Source organism: Mycobacterium kansasii ATCC 12478 (assembly GCF_000157895.3).
GTDB lineage: Bacteria > Actinomycetota > Actinomycetes > Mycobacteriales > Mycobacteriaceae > Mycobacterium > Mycobacterium kansasii.
The window spans coordinates 4,206,113-4,225,512 of the sequence record NC_022663.1 but is presented as its reverse complement, the minus strand read 5'-3'; the positions used below and the strand labels follow the sequence as shown (position 1 = coordinate 4,225,512).

13 protein-coding genes and 2 pseudogenes are annotated in these 19,400 nt (G+C 66.8%); 4 read left to right on the top strand and 11 right to left on the bottom strand.

The window, feature by feature from the left end:
• Positions 1–31: 31 nt before the first annotated feature.
• Entirely contained in the window at positions 32–1,579 is a 1,548-nt protein-coding gene (locus MKAN_RS18390) for an HNH endonuclease signature motif containing protein (protein ID WP_023370780.1), read from the bottom strand.
• A 418-nt stretch (positions 1,580–1,997) separates the two neighbouring features.
• Between MKAN_RS18390 and MKAN_RS18385 the strand changes: the two genes are divergently transcribed.
• Together MKAN_RS18385 and MKAN_RS18380 are read left to right on the top strand one after the other, a co-directional pair.
• Positions 1,998–3,260, top strand: a complete 1,263-nt coding sequence (locus MKAN_RS18385; RefSeq protein ID WP_023370778.1) for a metal-dependent hydrolase family protein — start codon at positions 1,998–2,000, stop codon at positions 3,258–3,260.
• Positions 3,261–3,305: 45 nt separating this feature from the next.
• Complete coding sequence (locus MKAN_RS18380) at positions 3,306–4,013, top strand: TVP38/TMEM64 family protein (RefSeq protein ID WP_023370775.1); 708 nt, start codon at positions 3,306–3,308, stop codon at positions 4,011–4,013.
• On the opposite strand, the pseudogene narI reads toward MKAN_RS18380, so the two are convergent.
• The 7 genes and pseudogenes from narI to MKAN_RS18345 all read right to left on the bottom strand — a co-directional run.
• Positions 3,995–4,744 (bottom strand): annotated as a pseudogene (narI, locus tag MKAN_RS18375) (respiratory nitrate reductase subunit gamma); the annotation flags it as partial. The gene MKAN_RS18380 and the pseudogene narI sit on opposite strands and share 19 nt — an antisense overlap.
• Positions 4,745–4,760: 16 nt before the next feature.
• On the bottom strand, positions 4,761–6,410 hold the full coding sequence (gene narH / locus MKAN_RS18370; RefSeq protein WP_023370771.1) for a nitrate reductase subunit beta: 1,650 nt from the start codon (positions 6,408–6,410) through the stop codon (positions 4,761–4,763).
• Positions 6,410–10,084 (bottom strand): nitrate reductase subunit alpha, encoded by a 3,675-nt coding sequence (locus MKAN_RS18365; protein WP_023370769.1) that lies wholly within the window; start codon positions 10,082–10,084, stop codon positions 6,410–6,412. The genes narH and MKAN_RS18365 overlap by 1 nt, the downstream gene beginning before the upstream one ends.
• Positions 10,081–11,205, bottom strand: a complete 1,125-nt coding sequence (locus tag MKAN_RS18360) for an MFS transporter (protein WP_230589192.1) — start codon at positions 11,203–11,205, stop codon at positions 10,081–10,083. The genes MKAN_RS18365 and MKAN_RS18360 overlap by 4 nt, the downstream gene beginning before the upstream one ends.
• 179 nt (positions 11,206–11,384) lie before the next feature.
• Positions 11,385–12,341, bottom strand: a complete 957-nt coding sequence (locus tag MKAN_RS18355; protein WP_023370766.1) for a class I SAM-dependent methyltransferase — start codon at positions 12,339–12,341, stop codon at positions 11,385–11,387.
• An 84-nt stretch (positions 12,342–12,425) separates the two neighbouring features.
• Positions 12,426–12,827, bottom strand: a complete 402-nt coding sequence (locus MKAN_RS18350) for a TA system VapC family ribonuclease toxin (protein WP_023370764.1) — start codon at positions 12,825–12,827, stop codon at positions 12,426–12,428.
• Positions 12,824–13,051 carry a hypothetical protein gene (locus MKAN_RS18345; RefSeq protein WP_023370762.1) on the bottom strand — a complete coding sequence of 76 codons (228 nt, stop codon included), beginning with the start codon at positions 13,049–13,051 and terminating at the stop codon, positions 12,824–12,826. The genes MKAN_RS18350 and MKAN_RS18345 overlap by 4 nt, the downstream gene beginning before the upstream one ends.
• 120 nt (positions 13,052–13,171) lie before the next feature.
• Between MKAN_RS18345 and MKAN_RS18340 the strand changes: the two are divergent.
• Both MKAN_RS18340 and MKAN_RS18335 read left to right on the top strand, forming a co-directional pair.
• Positions 13,172–15,115: pseudogene (locus MKAN_RS18340) on the top strand (SEC-C metal-binding domain-containing protein); the annotation flags it as partial.
• A 295-nt stretch (positions 15,116–15,410) separates the two neighbouring features.
• Positions 15,411–16,583, top strand: coding sequence for an MFS transporter (locus MKAN_RS18335; RefSeq protein WP_023370758.1), 1,173 nt, complete (start codon positions 15,411–15,413; stop codon positions 16,581–16,583).
• Between the two features lie 6 nt (positions 16,584–16,589).
• Here the strand turns inward: MKAN_RS18335 and larC2 are convergent, their stop codons facing one another.
• From larC2 to larE, 3 genes are read right to left on the bottom strand one after another with little or no spacing between them, the layout of a single operon-like run.
• Entirely contained in the window at positions 16,590–17,756 is a 1,167-nt protein-coding gene (gene larC2, locus MKAN_RS18330) for a nickel pincer cofactor biosynthesis protein LarC2 (protein WP_023370756.1), read from the bottom strand.
• Positions 17,753–18,409: a nickel pincer cofactor biosynthesis protein LarB gene (gene larB / locus MKAN_RS18325; RefSeq protein WP_023370754.1), complete on the bottom strand. Its 657-nt coding sequence runs from the start codon at positions 18,407–18,409 to the stop codon at positions 17,753–17,755. Before larB ends, larC2 begins: the two co-directional genes overlap by 4 nt.
• Entirely contained in the window at positions 18,406–19,203 is a 798-nt protein-coding gene (larE, locus tag MKAN_RS18320) for an ATP-dependent sacrificial sulfur transferase LarE (protein ID WP_036395282.1), read from the bottom strand. The genes larB and larE overlap by 4 nt, the downstream gene beginning before the upstream one ends.
• Between the last annotated feature and the right edge of the window lie 197 nt (positions 19,204–19,400).

Sequence of the window (19,400 nt, the reverse complement as noted above, 5' to 3'; positions counted from 1 at the left end):
ACGCCGTGATCCGCTGTCTTCGTTTGACTGGTCAAAATGGTGGTGGCTTGTTGCGTTCGGCAACGTGGGCATCGTTGCGGGCCCGTTCGCATTTGATGCGGCGGGCGCCCTCGGCGGCTCGGGTGCGTTGCCGGTGGGGCATCATCACGCCGCGGTCACCGACCGTAGTTGCGGGGGTTGGTGTTGGAGGCAAGTCGCCGGTGGTGGTGTTCCAGGCGGGAAAGAAGATCCAGCTGCCGGGGCGGGTGGTGTAGGTCCCTCCGTTGGGCGCGGTCCAGATCACCGTGCCGTCGGGCAGCTGCACATCCTTCCAGGCCGTCCAGAACGTTTTCAACAGGTGGTGTTTTCTACACGCACACTTAAGGTTTGACGGATGTGTGGGCCCCAACGGCCAGGACACCGTATGGTCGATGTCACAAAATTCGGCGGGCACGTCACATCCGGGGAACCGGCACGTCAAATCGCGGATTCGGATGAACTCCGCCAGCTTGGCCGACGGCCGGTAGTGCGGCTCTAACCCACGGCCGCCGGGTTGGCGCACGGGGCTGATGGTGGCCCCGCCGCGGATCAACTCGGCCAGCAGCGGCGCAGGCACCACACCCCCGCTGGTAATCAACGCGGCCGGCGGCTTGACCGATGACGCGGTGGGCTGATCGGGTTCGGGGTCCGGCGCCAACGCCTCGGCCAGCGTCATCTCCGAAGTGATTGGCCGCGATGGCGGCGCCTCACCCGAAATGTGCGGGTCAGCTGCAGCATCCAGCGCGCAGGACTCGGCGAGGACGTGGATGACCACACCGCTGGCCCGCTCGTTAGTGTCGCCGGCACCGCAGGGGCAGTCGGCGTTACCGCACCCGCACGCCAGCCGTTCGGCGCCCGCGGCCAACGCGCCCAGCGCATCGGCGCGACGCTGAGCTAGCGTGCGCGGGTCGTCGTCGCACACCCCGCGGGCCATCTGTGTCAACCGCCGATCCAGCATCGCGGCGTCGGTGGCATAGAGCCGGCCCCACAACGCGGCGGTGCCCACGTCGTCATCGGGGTCGCCGAAGCACACGTCGCGGCTGCGGGCCGCCGCACGGGTGCGCCGCAACGCACCGGGGTCGTAGCGATCAACCCACCCGTCGATGGCCTGCTCCAATTTGGACGCCGACAACGGCCCCCACGCGCCGGCGTGTTCGGCCACCGCGGCATCGACGAGTCGCTGCGCCTCGGGGTCGCGGACCAGATAGGTCCGCCACGCGATGACCGACATCAACCGCGCACTAATCCCTCCGGCCAAAAACAGCGCCGCCACCTTGGGCAGCCGATTCAACGCCAGGCTCAGATGCATCTGCCCAGACGCCCTGCCCTGACTCAGACCCAGCGCGGCAGCCACCTCGGCAGCAGCGCTGTCCCATTCGTCGCAAGCCCAGTCTGCGCGCTGGTCACTGGCCGTGCGCCGACAGGTCAGGGCCGCGATCGCCGACAACCGCCGAGCACTCGCGGCCGCCTCCGCGCGAGCACAGTCCTCGATCGCTGCCACCAGCGCAGCGTCGTCGCATCGGCGCAGCTCAGCCGGATCGGGCAACGACACTTCGAACATATGAGCGATACTAGACGACGGCGCCGACAACACGATCTGAACTGACCACCCGCCGACAACGACGCGTGAAGCCGGTGCGGTAACCGCGGTGCTCGCAAGAAGGCGACCATCGGGCAGCGCGGCGAGTTCGCGACCCGACGACCATCCGGGGGCTCGCCGATGATCACCCCACGGAGAACGACGAATCATGTTCTACGCCAGAGAGGCGGCTGCTCATGTGTCAACTGCGACACTCGGCACCTCACCGACGTACCGAGCCAGGCTAATTGACCGTCACTCGGTCAGTTGGCGACCGGGGTAGCAATGTCTTCACGATCCGTTACCGTCAACCGAACTTTGGTCCAAAAGAACGTCCGGCCTGGACCATACTCTACTTCGGGGGTTCGCCGAGCCGCCGCAGTCTCGACAAGGAGCCGGCATGGACACACACGAACTGCGTATTTCCAATGTCGACGTCTTCGACAGCGTCGACGGCCGGATCACCGGGCCGATGGACGTCACCATCCGGGAGGGCGTGATCGCCGCGGTGGCGCCCGCTGGTTCGACGGAATTCTCCGGCTCGAAGATCGACGGGACCGCAAAGACGTTGATACCCGGGCTGATTGACGCGCACTGGCATGCGATGTTCGCCACCATCCCGGCGGCGGTGGCGCAACTCAGCGAACTCGGTTACGTCTACGCCCGGGCGATCACCGGCGCCCGGGAAACGCTGCTACGCGGCTTCACCACGGTCCGCGATCTCGGCGGGCCGGTGTTCGGGATCAAGCAGGCGATCGACGAGGGCGTGATCGTCGGCCCGCGCATTTATCCTTCGGGCGGGTTCATCTCCCAGACCGGTGGACACGGCGACTTCCGGCTGCCCCACGAGGTTCCTCGCGGTATCTGCGGACATCTGAGCTACACCGAGATCATCGGTGCCGCCGTCATCGCCGACGGCGAAGCCGAAGTGCTACGGGGGGCACGAGAGATGTTGCGGCGCGGTGCCTCTCAGCTCAAGCTGATGGCCGGTGGCGGTATCACCTCGACGTATGACCCGGTCGACGTGGCCCAGTTCACCGAAGCCGAGATCCGTGCCGCGGTGGCGGCCGCGGAGAACTGGGGCACCTACGTCACCGTGCACGCGTACACGCCGCGCGCGATCCGCACTGCCGTCGCCGCCGGGGTCCGGTGCATCGAGCACGGCCACCTCATCGATGAGGACACCGCCGCGCTGCTCGCCGAAAACGACATCTGGTGGTGCCTGCAGCCCTTCCTGAACGACGAGCCCACGATCCCGGTCACACCGCAGACGACGGCAAAGCTGCGGCAGGTGGTCTCCGGCACCGACACCGCGTATCGGCTTGCGATCAAGCACCGGGTCAAGGTCGCGTTCGGAACCGACATATTGTTCGACACCACACTCGCCAGCCGGCAGGGCGCCCAGCTTGCCGAGCTCACCCGCTGGTTCACGCCCGCCGAGGTGCTGCAGCAGGCGACCATCCGCAACGCCGAGCTCTTGGCCATGTCCGGGCCGCGCAACCCGTACCCCGGCCGGCTGGGTGTGGTGGCCGACGGCGCCCTGGCCGACTTGGTTCTCGTCGACGGCAATCCGGTTGCCGACATCTCGCTGATCGCCCGGCCCCAAGAGGCGTTCGTCGCCATCATCAAGGATGGCCGTCTGGTCAAAGGCACTGTCGAGTAGCCAGGGCGTGCCCGGACATGCCGGTGCGGAAGAATTGCGGTCAGCATGGTCGACAACCCCGGTTCTCCGCTGACATCCCGACGACACCACATCGTGCGGCTCGTCGTGTTCGCCGGCTTTCTACTCGGGCTGTGGTACCTGGTAGCCGTCGCACGAGTCGTCGACGTCGAGGTGATGCGTCGCGCGGTCTCGGCGACAGGTCCGGCGGCGCCGCTGACCTACGTTGTGGCCTCGGCTGTCCTCGGAGCGTTGTTCGTGCCGGGCCCGGTCCTGGCAGCGGGTAGCGGTCTGCTGTTCGGTCCGGTAGAGGGCATCTTTGTGACGCTGGGTGCGACGGTGGGTACCGCGATCGTCGCCAGCTTCGTCGGCCGTCGGGCCGGACGCGACAGCGCACGTACTCTGCTGGGGGCGAGCCGCGCCGACCGCATCGACGTGCTGATCGAACGACGCGGACTGTGGGCGGTGGTCGGTCAGCGTTTCGTCCCCGGCATCTCGGATGCGCTCGCCTCCTATGCGTTCGGTGCGTTTGGAGTTCCGTTGTGGCAGATGGCCGTCGGCGCGTTTATCGGTTCGATGCCGCGGGCATTCGTCTACACCGCGCTGGGCGCCTCGATCGGTGATCGGTCCTCACCGCTGGCATACGCGGCGATAGCGGTATGGTGCGTGACCGCCGTCGTCGGCGTGTTCGCCGCACGGCGTGGTTACCGATCTTGGCGTGGGCGCGCACTGCCGAGTCAGCGGCCGCGGCGCTGAAGATGTGATCCGACCAGCTCCTTGCGCGTGGCGACGCCGCGGCTGCGGTAGACGACGTAGGGCCGGAACAGATACGCGACCGGTGCGCTGAACGCGTGAACCAGCCGGGTGAAAGGCCAGATCGCAAACAGCGCCAGCGCGATCATCACATGCAGCTGGTAGTACAACGGCGCCAGCGCCATCAGTTCGCCGCGAGGTTGCAGCACCCAGATGGACCGGAACCACACCGAGACGGTTTCGCGGTAGTTGTACGACTCGCCGAACGTCCCCGAGCCCAACGCGGTCGTATACAGCCCCGCCGATATGGCCCCCGCCAGCAACACATACATCAGCTTGTCGTTGACCGTGGTGGCCATGAACACCGGGCCGCGGCTGCGTCGCCGGTAGATCAGTAGCGCCAGCCCCGTCAGCGTGGTGACGCCGGCTATCGACCCCAGCACAACAGCCTGGACGTGGTAGGCGTGATGACTTACCCGGACTGCGTCCGTCCACGATTCCGGGATCAGCAGGCCGATGACGTGTCCGACGATCACCACCAGAATGCCGTAGTGGAAAAGCGGGCTCGCGATACGCAGCAACCGCACCTCGTAAAGCTGCGACGAGCGGGTGGTCCACCCGAACTTGTCATAGCGGTACCGCCACCAGGTGCCGACGGCGACGATCGCAAGTACCACGTACGGCACCACATCCCAGAACGTCTTGCCGAGCACCTCATTCACCTCCGGAGTTGCCTCGCCTGCAGTGACCTCATCGCCGCCGCCCGCGCGGGAACATTCCGGGTGGCACCCCGCGACCGTCCCAGTTGAGGAGGTTGACCCGCGACGGCTGATTGGCGTTGGCGGCCATCCCTTCACTGGTCTGCCGTTGCCGCAGCGCGTGGAACGTCTCGACCGCCACCGGCACCGGTCCTCCGCTGGCCTCGCCGAACGGGCCGGACCCGTACATCCCGGGACCGCCGTCGAAGGACAACGAGCACCCGGCTTCCTCAACCGCGTCGCCGTCCAGCTCGTACGCGGTCGGGATCACATACCGCTCTTCGTATTTCGCCAACGCAAGCAGCCGGTACATCTGGTAGATCTGCTCTTCGGTCATGCCGACCGATTCCGGGATATGCGGCTGCGTCGGCCGGCCGAGGTTGATATCGCGCATATAGGAACGCATCGCCGCCAGCCTGCGCAGCACGGATTCCACCACGGTTGTGTCGCCGGCGGTGAACAGCCCCGCGAGGTACTCGATCGGAATGCGCAGTGCCCCCAGCGCCCCGAACAAGTTGCCCAGGTCCTCACCGTCGTGGCCGTCGCGGCCGATGGCGTCGACCACCGGAGACAGCGGCGGAATGTACCAAACCATCGGTACCGTGCGAAATTCCGGATGCAGCGGCAGCGCCACCTGGTAGGTGTTGATCAGCGCGTAGACCGGGGAGCGCTGGGCGGCCTCGATCCATTCGTCGGGGATCCCCTCGGCGCGCGCACCGGCGATCACGTCGGGGTCGTTGGGGTTCAACAGGATTCGCCGGTGAGCAGGGTAGAGATCGGCGTCGCGCTCCACCGACGCGGCTTCCAGCACCCGGTCGACGTCGTAGAGCACCAACCCGAGGTAACGTAACCGTCCGACGCACGTTTCCGAGCACACCGTCGGCAGGCCCACTTCGATGCGCGGATAGCACATCGTGCACTTCTCCGCCTTACCGGTCTTGTGGTTGAAGTACACCTTCTTGTACGGGCAACCCGACACACACATCCGCCAGCCGCGGCAGCGATCCTGGTCGACGAGCACGATCCCGTCCTCGGTGCGTTTGTACATCGCACCCGACGGGCAGGACGCCACGCACGACGGGTTCAGGCAGTGCTCGCAGATCCGCGGCAGATAGAACATGAATGCCTGCTCGAGTTCCAACCGCACCCGTTCGCTGACTTGTTGCAGCACCGGGTCGCCGGGCACGATTTCCGGTGAGCCCCCAAGGTCGTCGTCCCAGTTCGCCGACCACGACACCTTCATCGGCTTGCCGCTGATCAGGCTGCGCGGCGGCGCCACCGGCATCTGCTCGCCCAGCGGGGCGGTGATCAGCTTCTCGTAGTCGTACGTCCACGGCTCGTAGTAGTCGGCGAGGCTCGGCATCTTGGGGTTGGCGAAGATCTTCAGCAGCTTGGCCAGCCGGCCTCCTCCGCGCAGCCTCAGTCGACCGCGCTTGTCGCGTTCCCAGCCCCCGCGCCAGCGCGTCTGGTCTTCATAGGTGCGCGGATAGCCTTGGCCCGGACGGGTTTCGACGTTGTTGAACCATACGTACTCGGTGCCGCTGCGGTTGGTCCACGCCTGCTTGCAGGTCACCGAACAGGTATGGCAGCCGATGCACTTGTCGAGGTTCATCACCATCGCCAGCTGCGCCATGACTTTCATCAGTAGGCCACCTCCTGGGAGCGCCGACGTACCACCGCCACCTCGTCACGCTGGTTGCCGGTTGGGCCTAAGTAGTTGAACGCGAACGCGTTCTGCGCGTAGCCGCCCGCCAGGTGGCTGGGCTTGATCAGCAGCCGAGTCAGCGAATTGTGGATGCCACCGCGACGCCCGGTGGTCTCGGTCAGGGGCGTGTCGATGGTGCGCTCCTGGGCGTGGTAGACGAATACGACGCCGTCGGGCATCCGGTGACTGACGATCGCTCGGCACACCACCACCCCGTTGCGGTTGACCGCCTCCACCCAATCGTTGTCACGCGCAGCGATTTTCGCGGCATCACCCACGCTCATCCACATGGTGGGACCGCCCCGCGACAGCGATAGCATGAGCAGGTTGTCCTGATACTCCGAGTGGATCGACCATTTCGAGTGTGGCGTCAGATACCGCACGGTCAGCACCGCGCCGTCACCGCCCAGTCTCGGCTCACCGAAGAGCCGCGACATGTCCAGCGGCGGACGGTAGATCGGCAGCTGCTCGCCGAGCTCTTCGACCCAGTCGTGGTCCAGGTAGAAGTGCATTCGGCCGGTGAGCGTGTGAAACGGCTTGAGCTCCTCGATGTTCACCGTGAACGGCGCGTACCGGCGGCCGCCGGTCTCGCTTCCGGACCACTCCGGGCTGGTGATCACGGGCACCGGGCGGGCCTGGGTGTCGGCATAGGTGATGCGGCGTTCCTCGCTGCCTTCGGCCAGATGCGCCAGCCTGCGCCCGGTCCGTCGCTCCAGTTGATGAAAGCCCTCGACCGCGAGCCGGCCGTTGCTCGTTCCCGACAGCGCCAGGATCACGTCAGCCATGTGCTCGGCGGTGGTGATCGCCGGCCGGCCGGCGGCGGGCCCGGAGTTCAGCACCCCGAATTTGGCGGCGAGCTCGTCGACTTCGCGATCCGGCCAGACGGTGATGCCCTTCGTGGTCAGCCCCAGCCGCTCGGTCAGCGGCCCCAGCGCGGCCCACTTGTCGGCAATGGCGGCGTAGTCTCGCTCGACCACGGCGATGGTGCCCATCGTCTTACCGGCCTTAGGCAGCTCTCCTGTGGTGCGCCAGTCGTATTCGGTTCCCGACGGGTAGGCCATCGCGCCGGGGGTGTCGTGCTGCAGCGCGCCGAGCACGACGTCGGTGCGGGTGCCCAGGTGCTTGGCCGCCAGCGCCGAGAAGACGGTCGCGATCGCGCCGAATGCCTGGTAGTCGGAGCGGGTTTCCCACGGCGGATCGATGGCGGGACTGAATGCGTGCACGAACGGGTGCATGTCGGTGCTGGACAGGTCGGCCTTCTCGTACCAGGTGGCGGCCGGCAGCACCACGTCGGACAGCAACGTCGTGGACGTCATCCGGAAGTCGATGGACATCAGCAGGTCGAGCTTGCCTTCACCGATGTCGTCGCGCCAGACGATGTCATTGGGCCGCAACGCTTCTGGCGCCGGTGCTGCTTGCAGATTCGACGTCGTGCCGAGCAGGTGCGCCAGGAAGTATTCGTTGCCCTTGCTGGACGAGCCGAGCAGGTTGGCGCGCCACACGTTGAGCACCCGCGGCCAGTTCGCCGGGTCGTCGGGATCGGCCAGGGCCGGTTTGAGGGCGCCCGTGGCGAGTTGCTCGGCCACGTAGTCGGCGATGTCCCGCCCGGCCGCGCGTGCCTCGTCGGCGACGTCGAGGCTGGAGCGGTTGAACTGCGGGTAGAACGGCGTCCAGCCCATCGCGACTGCGGCGGCCAGCACGTCCATGGTGTGCTTGCGCGCGAACCGGCCGCGGCCGACGGGGCTGGCCAGCGCGTCGGCCCGGTAGCCGTCATAGCGCCACTGGTCGGTGTGCACGTACCAGTACGACGTGCCCGCCATCTGGCGCGGCGGCCGCGACCAGTCGGTGGCCATCGCCATCGTCGCCCAGCCCGTGACGGGGCGGCACTTTTCCTGACCGACATAGTGCGCCCACCCGCCGCCGTTGCGGCCCATCGACCCGGTGAGCAGCAACAGCGCCAGCACGGCCCGATAGGTGGCGTCGCCGTGGAACCATTGGCAGATGCCCGCACCCATGATGATCATCGACCGGCCGCCGGATTCCTCGGCGCTGCGGGCGAATTCACGCGCCACCCGAATGACCTTGCCCGCCGGTACCCCGGTGATCGGCTCCTGCCAGGCCGGCGTGTACGGGTACGTCGCATCGTCGTAGCCGGTGGGCCAGTCTCCCGGCAGCCCGGGCCGGGCGACCCCGTACTGGGCCAGCATCAGGTCGAACACCGTGCAGGTCAGGTTCTCGCCGATGCGGCGCACCGGGACGCCGCGAATCATCGTCTCGCCGCGGCCGTCGTCAGTGTCGAAGCACGGCAGGATGATTCGCGCGGTTTCGCCGGCGCTGCGGTGCGCGACGGTCAGCGCCGGCACGATGTCCCCGAGGTCGAGGTTCCACTTGCCCACGCCGTCGTCGCCGTACCGGAAGCCGAGCGATCCGTGCGGGACCGCGGCCCGGTCGGTGGCGCCGTCCAGCAAGACCGGTTTGAACGCCGCGTTCTCGATGTCGTGGCCCAGGTCGGCGGCGGTGAGGACCTTGCCCGGCACCACGTCGTCACCGCGGCTTTCCAGCTTGACCAGGAACGGCAGGTCGGTGAACCGGCGCACATAATCGACGAAAAACGGAACCCGTTGCCTGACAAAGCATTCCGATAGCATTACGTGTCCCATGGCCATGGCCAGCGCGCCGTCGGTGCCGGCCGCGCAGGGCAGCCACTCGTCGGCGAACTTGGTGTTGTCGGCGTAGTCGGGGCTGACGGTGACCACCTTGGTGCCGCGGTAACGCACCTCGGCCATCCAGTGCGCGTCAGGCGTGCGGGTGACCGGCACGTTCGACCCCCACATCATCAGGTACGCGGCGTCCCACCAGTCGCCGGACTCCGGCACGTCGGTCTGGTCGCCGAACACCTGCGGCGCCGCCACCGGAAGGTCGGCGTACCAGTCATAGAACGACGTCATCGCCCCGCCGATCAACTCCACGAAACGGGAGCCGGCCGCGTGGCTGACCATCGACATCGCCGGGATCGGCGAGAAGCCGGCGATGCGGTCCGGACCGTAGGTCTTGATGGTGTGCACGTGCGCCGCGGCGATCATCTCGGTGGCCTCGGCCCAGGTGACGCGCACCAACCCACCCTTGCCCCGCGCCCGCTGGTATCGGCGGCGCCGGTCGGGGTCGGACACCACGTCGGCCCAGGCCAGCACCGGATCGGTCAAGCGCGCCTTGGCTTCCCGGTACATTTCGACCAGCACGCCCCGGGCATACGGGTGACGCACCCGCGTCGGCGAATAGGTGTACCACGAGAACGCGGCACCACGCGGACAACCACGCGGTTCGTATTCGGGGCGGTCGGGGCCGACGGACGGGTAATCGGTCTCCTGGTTCTCCCAGGTGATGATCCCGTCTTTGACATAGATCTTCCACGAGCAGGACCCCGTGCAGTTGACGCCGTGGGTGGAGCGCACGACCTTGTCGTGGCTCCACCGGTCGCGGTAGAAGACGTCGCCGTCTCGCCCGCCCTGCCGGGTGACGGTGCGCAGGTCGTCGGAGAATTTCCCCGGCGTGAAGAACCTTCCGCACCGCTCGAGGAGTTCTTCGATCCGGCCCCCGGGTGGGCTGCTCACGTAGTCGCCTCCCTGCGTTCGGGTTCGTTGGCATGCAATCCCAGCGCGGTGTATGCCAGTGCCACCAGCGCGGTCGCGACCAACAGCGCCAACCCGACCATGTAGTCGTTCTCGACGGGGTCGTAGGTCGCGCCCATCACCATCGGCGGGAAGTAACCGCCCAGCCCGCCAGCGGCGGCGACGATGCCGGTCACGGTGCCGACGGATTGGGCGGGCGAGCGGCGGGCGACCCAGGCGATCACGCCCCCGGTACCGGCCCCCAGGAAGATTGCCAGCGTGATGAATGTCAGCGCCGAGAACACGTCCGGCGGTGGTTTGAACAACGCGATGAACGCCAGCGCCGCAGTGCCGGCCAGCGACCCGAGGACGACGTACTTGGGCGCGAAGCGGTCGGCCAGCGCGCCGCCGACCGGCCGGGCCATCACGGCAGCCAGCGCGAAGCCGGCCGTGCGGGCGCCTGCGTCGACCGCGGAGAAACCGTAGATCGTCTTGATATAGGTGGGCAGGTAGTTGGCGAACGCGACGAAACCACCGAACACGATGGCGTACAGGAACGACATCTCCCAGGTCACCCGCAGCTTCGCGGCGGCGGCCAGCTTCGGCAGCACCGGGCCGGTGTTCGGTGTGAAGTCCGGCGAGTTGCGCATGACCAGCACACACGCCGCAGCGGTGAGCGCCAGCGCAGCGGCGATGATGACGTGAGTGTTGATCAGGCCGAACCAGCGCACGAACCGTGGTGTGAAAAACGCCGACAACGCGGTGCCCACCATGCCCATGCCGAACACGCCGGTGGCAAACCCACGGCGGGCGGCCGGGTACCACGCGTTGGCGAACGGGATGCCGACGGCAAAAACCGTGCCCGCGATCCCGAGGAAGAACCCGAACACCAACAGCAGCGGGTAGGAACCGTACTTCCCGGCAAGACCCACGGCCAGCACCGGCGCGATCGACGCCAGCGAGATCGCAATGAACATCGCGCGCCCGCCGAATCGGTCGGTCAGCGAGCCGATGGCGATCCGGCCCAGTGCGCCGACCAGAATCGGCGTCGCCACGAGCAGCGAGGCTTTCGCACTCGACAGCCGCATCTGCTCGGCATAGGTGGTTGACAGCGGGCCGATCATGTTCCATGCCCAGAAGTTGATCGTCGAGACCCAGGTCGCCAGGGCCAAGTTCGCATTCCGCTGTGCGCCGATATCCGGCGTACTCGCCGTATCCACGGCTATACCCAATCACCTCGTCAACCGGTTCGAAACCAAACCGAGCTAATTCGCCGGCCCGCAGCGGCCGGGTACGTATTGTGCTATTCCCCCGCCCGCACCGCGGAAACGAACAGATTCTGCGGCGCGCTGTCTTGGACCTCCTTCGGCGGGTTGCGGTCGTAGCCGGCCATCAGCTGCGCCGACGGCGTCACCGTCACCTCCCAGCCGTGGCGGCGCAACCAGTCGCCGACATCGTCGCGTTCCTCGAAGTACCACAACTCGTCGGTGCTGGGCACCTCCCGCTGGGGGTCGATCTTGGCCATCAACGCCCGGACGCGGTCCATTCGCTCGCGCCGCTTGGCGCGGAAGGCGGGATCCAGGAAATCGGGGCCCAGCGCCTCGACAGCGATCCGGCTACCGCTGACCACGAGCTCCTGAACGCGGTTGAACAGCATGTCCTGTGCAGCCGCCGGCAGGTACGGCATGAGCCCCTCGGCGGACCATGCGCTCGGGGCCGACGCGTCGAAACCGGCCTGCCGCAAGGCCTTCGGCCAGTCTTGGCGCAGGTCGACCGGGACACCGACTCGATTGCAGGTCGGCTCGGCCCCATGCTTATGAAGTGTCGACGTTTTGAACTCCAGCACCTTGGGCTGGTCGAGTTCGTAGACCGTGGTGCCGGCGGGCCACGGCAGCCGCCAGCACCGCGCGTCCAGGCCGGCGGCCAGAATCACCGCCTGACGGATACCCGAGCGGGTCGCTTCGAGGAAGAAGGTGTCGAAAAACGCCGTGCGGCAGGCCATATAGTTGATCATGGCCTGCATTCGCAGGTGCACTTCGGGTTCGGCTTGGAGAACCTCGGCGGGTAGCTGCGGCGCCGAATACCAGTTCCACACGCCGTCGCCGGCCGCGTCGAGGAAAACCCGCGCGAACGGATCGTGGATCAGCGGGTGCTCGCTCTGGGTTTCGGCCGCGCGCGCCGCCGCCACACCCAGCGCGGTAGCGCCAACGCTCTCGGTGATCTCCCAGCTGTCGTTGTCTGTTCTGGCGGTTCTGGCCATGCGTTCACTTCCTCCCGCTCAAGCACCGACCCTACGTGCCAGCGCCCAGACCGACAGGCTCGGGGGACCCGGGTCCGGCGGATGTCAGCCGGCCGTGGGAATGAGGACCGCGACGTCGCTGTGCAAGTGCGCCAGTCCACTATCGAGAGTCGCCAACTGCCCGTTGCGGCTTCGGGCCAGCTGCGCCAGGTAGGCATCGGTCACCTGTCGGTGACCGACCACCCCTCCGATCTCGACATCGGCGAAAGAGACGCTGTCGGGCCAGAACTCGTGGCGCTTTGCGGTTTCGACAGCTCCGACCACCTCCCGCGCAACTGCGGCGGGTTGGCCCGTCCGCATCAAGAATCGAACCAGACTTCCCTGCGTGATTGGGCACGTCGCGAAGCCGTTGTCGCGCGCGGACAGCCATGCCGCGGCGACGTCGTGATGGACGTGTTCGGCGACCACCAGTGCGATCAGCACGTTCGAGTCCAGCAGCGCGATCACTCCTCATCCTCCAACGAGCGCACGTCCTCGGAGGTGACAACTTTGCCGACGTTCACCAGAGGCAGCCCGGTTCTCGGGTCAGTGGAGATCGCGGCGGCGCCGCCGGCCCCCAGGCCCCGTCGCATGAGATCGGCGACGGTTTCACTCAACGTCCGGCGCGTGTCCCGGGCGATGGCCAGCGCTTGCTTGTGGAGGTCGTCGGGAAGATCAATGGTGGTACGCACACCCTAGCCTACATCACTGCATCACGATGCGATGATGCGGCCGACGCCGAGCCGACCAACGACCCGAGTAGGTCGGCGGGGTTCTCGCGGCGCGGCTAGCCGGCGCATAGGGTGGTCGCCGTGGCTGATGCCGTCGGCGAGTCCGAGACCCTGGCAAGAATCCTGACCGAACACGGCCCGTTGTCCGCGGAGGACATCGCAGCGCGGCTATTGGAGCGCGATGTGACCGATCCGGATACCCTGGTTGACCGGTTTCTCGATGAACTCGATTGCGCTGCAAGACAATTGGTCGACGAGAAATGGGTATGGCTGCCGGCCGTGCTGGCCGGGCGGGTGTTCACCCACCGGCTGTGCGCCGAAGAGCTGGCCTATGACGCTCTCAACGTGACCCCGGATCTGGATCCCGTCACCGCACTGTGTGAGCACGAGCAGTACCAGCGACTCGCGGACGGTTCGCCGGCCGGGGCGGTGCTGGCCGACTTCGACGACGAGTTGCTCGAACGGCGCGGCATCCCGGACGAGGCGGTCGACCCGGCCGGAACGCTGCTGCTGGCGCCGGGCACATTAGGCGCGCTGGGGTTGTCCGAGGGCGACCTGGCCGGGGTCCGGCTGACCGAGGAGGGGCTGGTGGTCGAGCGGGTCACCGAGGTCGCGTCGGCCCAAGGAGTGGGTGCGCGGCTAGCCGCGACGCTCGACGCCGGGCAGCCGACGTACTTCGACGCCGCGGTATGGACGGTGTGCGCAGAGGAACCGCAGCTGTTCACCGAACCGCTGCCGCCGCTGTCCGAGATCGTCGACGACCACGGTCTCGCGCGCCACGGCGAGTGGCTTGCACCGGGCGGATTCGATTTTGGCGCTTGGCATTTCAAGCGAGGATGCGAAGCGCTGGCCGAACGTCATGAACTAGATCCCAACGACGCGGTCACGTTGTACGTGCTGGTCACGTTGCACGACCAGATCGCAGTGCTGCTCGACGCTGGCGTGGCGCCGGAGGAAGCGTTGGCCGCGGCCACCGAGGGCGCGACAGGGCCCGACATGGATCTCGTCGGTGAGTTCGGGGCCGCCCTCGCCGATCCGCTGCTGGCCGAGCTGCTGGTGGCCGAGACGATCGGCACCGACCGCGTCGGGACGGCCGGGCTGGGCTTGTTCGCCGAGGTGCTGGAGTCGAAGGTGCCCCGCCCGGCGCGGGTGGCGTGTCGGTGGCTGCGGGCGGTCGCGCTGGAGCGGCTCGGCGACATTGAAGCGGCCGAACGCGAACTGGTGGCCGCCGAGACGATGAATCCGGATTGGCCGTTGCCATTGTTCGATCTGGCCCGCATTGCCTCCGATCGCGGTGACGTCGAGCGCGGGTTGACGTTGTTACGCCGCGCCGGCGCCGAGCCGGACTACCCGCTGGTGGAGCTGCTGGAGATGTACCGGGCCGAGCCGCGCCGTGACGTCGGCCGAAATGACCTGTGCTGGTGCGGGTCTGGGCGCAAGTACAAGAAATGCCATCTCGGGCGTGAGCAGCTGCCGTTGGACGACCGGGCGCGCTGGCTGTATGCGAAGGCCATCCAGCATGCGCTGGTGAGCGGCTGGAACGACCTGCTGATCGAGGTGGCCGACGAACGCTCCCGCCACGCCGGCGATGATCCGGACGCCCTGAACACCGCGCTGGGTGATCCGCTCGTGATCGACGCGGTGCTGTTCGAGGGCGGGGCCTTCGAGGAGTTCCTTGAGATCCGCGGGTCGTTGCTGCCCGACGACGAGCGACTGCTGGCACAGCAGTGGCTGTCGGTGCCACGGTCGGTGTTCGAGGTGGAGCGGGTGCAGCGCGGCTACAGCGTCACCGTGCGCGACCTGCGCACCGGCGACACCCACCAGGTGCGGGAGCACGCGGCCGGCCGCCAGCTCAAGACGGGGCAGCTGGTGTGCGCGCGGGCGCTGCCCGCCGGTGACACCATGCGATTTTTCGGCGGCGTGGAACCGGTCGCGCTGCACGAACGCGACCGGCTGATCAACCTGCTGGACACCGAACCCGACGCGGTGACGCTGGTGGCGTACTTGAGCCTTCGGTTCGCGCCGGCAGCGGTTCGTGTTGCCGCACCACCCGACTCCGCGCCCGAATAAGACTATAGATATAGTTGCGTAGTGCAATAGTGTGTACGTACACTATTGCGAACGTGGTGAATCATTTGGCCTGCACCGGCACCCGGTCACTGACAACGTCAGCGCCGTCCGGACATTTGGGGCCGCAATTGTTAGCGCGGCTCGGAGGAGTCGATGTCCTGGAATGTGCGACAGGAACCGGAGACCACTCCGCAGCAGCAGGTTGGGCGTGCTAACGCGGCACCCCTACCGTTTCGGCTACGTGACTGCCATGGTCATCGATACCACGGGCAACGGTTTGTGGGTTCCCTTCGCGCTGCTGTACTTCACGCATGGACGCGGCATGAAGCTGGTCGACGCTGGTGCCGCGCTGACAATGGGCAGCCTCGTTTCGTTGTTGGCCGGCGGTTTGCTGACGGGAGCCATCGTCGACCGTATCGGGCCTTTTCGCTCGGCGACGCTCAGTTCGCTGATCCGGGTGACTGCCTTCCCGTGCTACCTGGCTGACAACACCGTTGCTTCGCTGGCGATCATTGCGATGGCGGTGAGTTTCGCCGGCCGGCTGTTCTGGGTGGCGCACCCGGGGATGGTACGTGCCTTAGCTCCGTCGGAAGACGCTCGCGTCGGCCTCTTTTCGCTGATCAACGCGATGCGCAGCATTGGCCTGGGGATCGGTGGGCTCGTCGCCTCGCTCGGAGTGTGGGCCGAACGCGGCAGTGGGCTTTTCTGGAATTTCATCGTGGTGGCCAACACGGTCAGCTTCGCGGTCTGCGGACTGCTGTTCTGGCGGCTACGCGACTTCGATCGCAAGACCAGCGACCGCGACACCAGCGGCGTCGGCCGGTACCGCGACGTGTTGGCCCAACGCCGCTTCTTGGTATACGTGGTCGCGGTTTTCGTGCTTGCACTAGCGAGCGTCGGGTTCGACTCGATCCTGCCGGTGTATCTGCTCGCGCTGGGCTATCCGGCCTGGACTCCGCCGGTCGCCTACCTGCTGGCAAGCGCGTTGATCGCCGCGTTCGCGCCGCTGGCGACCAAATGGGGCCGTTCTCGGCCGGGGCTGCGGCTGTTGGCTCTAGCCGCCGGGCTGCTCGGAGTCGCATTCGCGGCACTGATCGCGATGGTCGCAGCCGACGACGTCGGCAGGATGGTACTGCTGTCGGCGGCTGTGATGCTGTTCAGCCTGGCCGCAGCCACCTGGGGAGCCACCGCGTTCCAAGTCATGTTGAGTTTTGTGCCGCGGGACCGGGCGGGTCGCCATTCCGCGGTTTACTCGTTGTCGTGGGGCGTAGCCATCGCCGTCGGCCCAGGGCTGTTCTCTTCGTTGTTCACCCTTGGCCGCGTGCTCCCGTGGATCTTCCTCGCGGTGGTGCTCGTTTTCGCGATCACCGCATTCCTGGCCTCATCGCGCACCGCCCTGCACGAACTTGGCGCATCCGGGTAATACGGCTCATGAGCCAGGCATCGCCAGCGAGGGCTCAACAGCGGCGCTCATGCTGTGATCGGATGCGGCCCGCCGGGCTTGCGCTAACACCTGCTTGGCCGGCTGTCCGAGAGCTTCTGCGGCGGCCACAATGTCACGCCACTCGGGGTTGACGTTGACGGTTTCACCGTCGAGCCGGGCGGTCTTGATCCGGATCGGTTGCCCGCCAACCTGGACCAGGCTCTCGGACCTGGCTAACTTGTGATGCTTGGCCACCGTGAATTCCCGCAATCCGATCGAGCTGGTCTCGCGGAAGATGATCGCGCGCAGATCCGCGGCGCGCTGGCTTGGGGCCAGTACGGAAAGGGTGTGCGCGGGCCGGCCCTTCTTCATGATGATCGGGGTGAGCCAGGCGTCGTAAGCTCCAGCGGCGAGCAGGCGCTCGATGACGTACGGCCACACCCGCGGGTCGAGGTCGTCCACATTGGTTTCGAGCTGCACGCTGCAGGCCGGTTGGCCGGCCGGCTCGCTGACGACGATGCGCAGCACGTTCGCCGCCTCAAGCGAATTATGCTGGCCGGCGCCGTATCCCACCCGGCGCATGATGAGTGGGGGCAGCTCGCCCCAATCCGTCACCAGCGTCGCGAGCACCGCCGCGCCCGTAGGTGTGGGGCAGTGTGCGGTGGCTGTACCGCCGGCCACCGGGACGCCCTTGAGCAGTTCCAGGACGGCGGGAGCCTGCATTCCTGTTGCGCTGCCAAGGCCGACCGGCGAACAGTGCAGCGTCTCCAAGCCCAACCAATGGAACCCGGCCGCCGCTGCGACTATGCAAGCGAGGGTGCTGGCGTTTTCACAGAAGTTCCAACCCTCCAATGGGATACGGGATACCCGCGACTCGGCCTCGGCCAACCGGCGAACGATGTCGTGGATGGTCTGTCGAACGGGTTCGGCAACTCGATCGAGCAACCGCTGAATCTCGGCAAGGTTCCGGATCTGCGGGTCCTCGTTGCCAACGACGCGCACCTCCGTGGCGCCGATGCCGCCCCGCCCGCATGGCGTCGACGCCAGCGTGATGTCAAGGCCAAGTTGGTCGACCGCCGTCTGCAATAGCTCCAACGGCACGCCCACGTCGACGAGAGCGCCGAGCAGCATCTGGCCGCTCACCCCGGCTCGGGCGTCGATCCAGCCGATCATGTTCGGTTTAGTGCCAGCAGGATTCGGTTCGCTGCACACGCCGCTCCGAAGCCGTTGTCGATATTCGTCACGGTGACGCCCTGGGCACAGCTGGTCAGCATCGAGCGAAGCGCGGTTTCGCCGTCGGCGGCTGCGCCGTAGCCAGTCGATGTGGGTACCGCGATCATGGGCTGGCCGGTGAGCCCGCCGACAACCGAGGCGAGTGCGGCATCCATACCGGCAACAACGATCACGACGTCGTGGTCGAGGATCTCGTCGACTCTTTCCAGCAGACGCCAGATACCGGCTACACCAACGTCGGCGATGCGCGCGGCCTTGAAGCCAAGGAACTCGAGCGTCCGGCAAGCCTCGGCCGCCACGGGGATGTCTGAGGTGCCGGCGGTGACAACAGCCACCGTGCCGTTGCGGGTCGGTAGACAACCATGAAGGACAGCGGTTGCCGACTCCTCGTCGTATTCCAGCGCTTGCCCGGTGAGTGGCCGGACGGTCTGGTATTGGGCGTCGCTCATCCGGGTGAACAGAACCGGGTTGTCGGGCCGTTCGAGCAACTCGGTCACGATGGCGCGTAGCTGGCTGGTCGTCTTATTGAGGCAGAAGATCGCCTCGGGCATTCCGACGCGCGCCAGCCGGGTGTAGTCGTAGCAAACGGTCATGCCAGCAGCTCCAGGGCACGACCGGGACGATATGGCTTGTCGTCCAGGACGACTCGGTGCAGCGACGGTTCCACCCTCCGCATGGCCGCAGCCACCCGGTCGATGACGTCGTCGGTGACACGTGCGGCGTCTTCCGCGCGAACCTCGATGAGCACGACGTCCTCACGCAGCCGGCACCGGACGACGTCGATTCCGGTCAGCATGCGCAGCAGGTCTTCGCCGATCTCGATCGAGCGAAGCCGCGACGGCGTGACAGCGGTATCCGTGTACAGGCGGCTGGCCAGACATGGCGATGCGGGCAGATCCGCAAAATCCAACGCCAGCGTGCGGGCGATCGACCGGATGTCTTCCTTGCCCAGACCCGCTTCAACGTACGGGTGCCGGACGTGATTTTCCTCGGCGGCGATCAGACCGGGCCGGTACTCGCCGAGATCGTCGAAGTTGGCGCCGCTCAACATTGTTGCGCCGTCGCACGTCGGCAGTTCGCGAATCGCGGTGTAAAGGTGACTCTTGCAGAAATAGCAGCGGTTACGCGGATTGGAAAGGTAGCGCTCGTCGTCGAACTCCTTGGAACGGACCAGCTGCAACGTCCATCCTTCGGCTTCGGCATGCGCCACAACCCGTGCCGTGGCCGCGGCGGGAACCGCTGGCGTGACCGCGTGCGCCACGGTGGTGCTTTGCGGCGCCGCTCGGTGGGCGACGGTGGCGAGTAGCAGACTGTCCACGCCGCCGCTGCACGCTACGATGCGGGTGGGTATGTCGCGCAGGACGCGATCCAGTCGAGTTAACGGCATTGACCTGACTTTCCGAAATACGTTGTCTTCGTTTAGCGTTCGCTGATAATGGTCGCATCGGCGGCCATCGGTGGCCGTACAGCGGATGCTGACAGCCCTGGTGGCTGGAGCCGTTGGCGAATTGCCGCAGCTCAAGCGCCGACGGCTTGGCATCCACAGACTGTGAACTGCGTCGGGTTGAGCGCCGATCCCTCGGC